Below are 3,321 nucleotides of genomic sequence, written 5' to 3'. Positions count from 1 at the left end.
ATCACGAGGCCCTGTAGCGCAGTTGGTTAGCGTGCCGCCCTGTCACGGCGGAGGTCGCGGGTTCAAGTCCCGTCAGGGTCGCTCAGGCGACAAGCCCTTTCCCTTACGAGAGAAGGGGCTTTCTCCTTATTCGGGGTGATTCTTCGCTTCGAGGCTCTGTAGCTCAGTTGGTAGAGCGCACGACTGAAAATCGTGAGGTCACGGGATCGACGCCCGTCGGAGCCACCATCGAAAGCCCCCGGTTCGCCGGGGGCTTTCTGGTTTCAGCAGGCGATCTCGCCGGGGCGCCGGTGAGGCTGTCCCATGAACGTCGGCAGCGGTCCGCTGTCTGGTTCGCTGCGATGGTTCGCCGGAGTACTCGACACTCGAGGGGTACTGAGGCACGGCTGCCCCGGGCGTCTCGAGAGCTAGCCGACCTTGGGGAGCAACCGGCCGCTGGTGCGGTACCAGGCGACCGCCCCACTCGGGCCGCGCACGAAGTCGGAGCGGGGCGAGAGGGGGCTCGCGCCCACCACGTGGTCGTCGCGGTAGAAGTCCACGTACTCGGGTGCCGCTTCGTCGGCCACCGTGCCATCCGGATTCAGTGGGCGAATGCGCAGCCGGCCGTTCTCGGCGGTGAACTCGAGCGTCACCCTCGCCGTGTTGCCGTCGGGCCCGATCTCGGCGAGGTCGTACCGACCTTCGTAGGGCGCCAGCTGCGCAGCGGTTCTGATTCGGGGATCGGCCGGCAGGTTGTGGACGCCGGCGAACCGCGACAACGCCCAGTCGTCTTGGAAGAAGTCGCTCAGGAGCTTCGGGCCATCCTCCGAGTTCGTGAGCATGGCGATGCCGAAATTCCGTTCGGGAACGAAGAGGAACCCGCTGTGCTGCCCGGGCCAATCGCCGCCGTGCTGCACGACGGGCACCCCTTCGGCGGTCGGCCGTACTCGGAAGCTGACTGCGTACCCGTCGATCTCGATGAAGATCGTTCCCCCCGGGCCTGGATGCGAGTGCATCGCCTCGAGCGAACCGGGGCTGAGGATGGGACGGCCATCGGGTCCGGTACCGTCGCCCAAGTGGAAGCGCAGGTAGCTCAGTTGATCGCGAGCGCTCGAGATGAGGGCGCCGGTCGGGTTGAGCGACCTCGGGACGTACCAGAAGGACGGATCCAGTACCGCCTTGCCCTCGACCACGCAGTGGGCGCCGGTGAATGTGTGTCCGACGAGGTCGTCCGTGAAGAACCGGGTCTGGTCGAGGCCCAGCGGGTCGAGCACGAGCTCCTGCATGGCTTGCTCGAAGGTCGTTCCGTGCACCTTCGCCACCACGCGGCCCGCGAGCACGACTGCGGCGTTGTTGTAGAAGAACGTGGACCCGAGCGGCGTCAGCTGAGGAAGGCCCGCCATGCTCGCCACGTAGCGCTCGATCGCGTCCTCACCCCGCCCGAAATCCTCGAGGTCGTCACCGAACCAGCCGGCGGTGTGGTTCAGCAGGTGCCGTACGGTCACGTCGGCCGACACGTCGTGGTCGGCGACGGTGAACTCCGGCACATAGGTGCGCACGGCCCGGTCGAGGTCCACCTTGCCCGCATCGACCAGGCGCATCATCGCGGTCCCGGTGAACGTCTTGGTCGTCGATCCGATGCGGAACAACGAGTGCTCATCCACCGGCACCGGAGCGTCGACGCTGGCGATCCCATAGCCGCGCACATGCTCGTTCCCGTCGTGCAGTACCGCCACCGCGACGCCGGGCACCGCGTACTCATTCATCGCCGACTGGATCTTGGCGTCGAGCTCGGCGAAGAGGGCGTCGGACGCGCTGGGCGACGATCCAGCCGTCGGGCCGGTGCTCCCGGTCGGGCTCGAAGCACCCGGGTCCTCGTCGGTGCATCCCGCCACCGCCGTGCCGGCGGCCACGATGGCGGCCAGATCGGCGGACCTTCGCAGCATCGACCGCCTCGACATCGTCCGCGACGCAGACGGGACTTCGTTGTCCAGCAGGCCCATCGTTGCCTCCTTGCGCCGAGTCGGGCAAAGCCTACTCGGCCGGCGCCGACCGGGACAGTGGCGGCCGCGTCGTCGGACCACGGCGTGCCGCCTCCTTCAGCAATCCCTTGATCAGACGGCGGCAGCGATCACCCGCCGAGCCGGATCGCGACGATCCCCGACACCGCGCAGACGGTCGCCGTGAGCCGCCACCTGCTGAACGGCTCGCGGAACACGAAGTAGCCGATCACGCCGGCTGCGAGCACTCCAGTCTCGCGAAGGGCGGAGACGACCGCGAGGGGCGCGAGCGACTGGGCCCAGACGACGATCGTGTACGCGGCGAGCGAGAGGATGCCGCCGAGCGCGCCCATCGGGGCATGCACGCGCATGCCCCTGAGCATTTCGCGCCGATCGCGCGCGAGCAGGAAGCAGACGAGCGGGATCGAGACTCCCTGCATGAGGAACAGCCACGACGCGTAGCCGAACGGCTCCCCCGACAGGCGCACGCCGATGCCGTCGATCACCGAGTAGGCGGTGATCGTGATGCCGACGGCGACCGCCATCAGGGTTCCGGCCTTCCCGCCGCCGCCCCTGGGCGACCACGACAGCGCGAACAGCGCGATCGCAACGACCGCGACCCCGGCGATCTGGGCGGGCGTCATGTGCTCGCCGAGGAACGTCGTCGAGATCAGCGTGATGCCGAGCACGGCGATACCCCTGGTCAATGGGTAGGTGCGGCCGAACTCCGACTTCGCGTACGCGGCCGTGAGCAGCACGAGGTAGAGAGTCTGCACGGCGGCCGAGACGAGCAGGTACGGCCAGACCTCCTGCGGCGGGAACGGGAAGACGATGCATCCGACCGCCCCCACCGCCAGGTAGACGAGCCCGATCAGCGCCGACGAGACGAGCCGGGCCGGGATCGCCTTGGCGATCGCGTTCCAGCTGCCGTGCAGCAGCGCCGCGCCGAGAACAGCGAGCAGGATGCCGCTGCTCACGCCGCGCGGCTGCCGCTGGTGCTCCCGTCGACCTCGTCGACGCGCGCAACGCGAAGCAGCACCGCCTGCTCCGGCCGGAGCGCCGGCATCACCACGCCGACGGAACCGAGCACGGCCCCGCTGAGCTCGACCGGCCCGAGCTCCCACCACGGAGCGGCGTCGGCCCCGTGCGGCAGCCCCCCGACGAGCGCCGGCTCGACGCGGTACCGCGCCGCCGGCAGCAGGCCTGGCAGACGGATGCGTCCGGGGCTCGCCACCGGCGCCCGCGACATCGACACGAACGCGAAGAGGCCGGCGGACCCGTCGGCCGCGACGACGCCGTTCAGCGAGAGCGACGCGTCGGGGTGGTCGAGCCGCACGAGCTC

3 protein-coding genes and 2 tRNA genes are annotated in these 3,321 nt (G+C 69.3%); 2 read left to right on the top strand and 3 right to left on the bottom strand.

The features are described 5' to 3' along the window. The first annotated feature begins 7 nt into the window (after positions 1-7). Positions 8-81: transfer RNA gene (locus VIP82_RS09080), tRNA-Asp, on the top strand. A 71-nt stretch (positions 82-152) separates the two neighbouring features. Continuing rightward, a tRNA-Phe gene (locus tag VIP82_RS09075) sits at positions 153-228 on the top strand. Positions 229-407: 179 nt separating this feature from the next. On the opposite strand, the gene VIP82_RS09070 is transcribed toward VIP82_RS09075, so the two are convergent. The 3 genes from VIP82_RS09070 to VIP82_RS09060 form a co-directional block, all read right to left on the bottom strand. Next, positions 408-1,925 carry a serine hydrolase domain-containing protein gene (locus VIP82_RS09070; RefSeq protein WP_331907792.1) on the bottom strand — a complete coding sequence of 506 codons (1,518 nt, stop codon included), beginning with the start codon at positions 1,923-1,925 and terminating at the stop codon, positions 408-410. Positions 1,926-2,110: 185 nt separating this feature from the next. Further along, complete coding sequence (locus VIP82_RS09065) at positions 2,111-2,956, bottom strand: EamA family transporter (protein ID WP_331907790.1); 846 nt, start codon at positions 2,954-2,956, stop codon at positions 2,111-2,113. Further along, the coding region (locus VIP82_RS09060) for a GH36 C-terminal domain-containing protein (RefSeq protein ID WP_331907788.1) at positions 2,953-3,321 on the bottom strand (369 nt) is incomplete at its 5' end. The genes VIP82_RS09060 and VIP82_RS09065, both read right to left, overlap by 4 nt.

The organism is Microbacterium sp. (assembly GCF_036566905.1).
GTDB lineage: Bacteria > Actinomycetota > Actinomycetes > Actinomycetales > Microbacteriaceae > Microbacterium.
The sequence above is the reverse complement of the archived record's forward strand: the minus strand, read 5'-3'. Positions and strand labels throughout refer to the sequence as shown.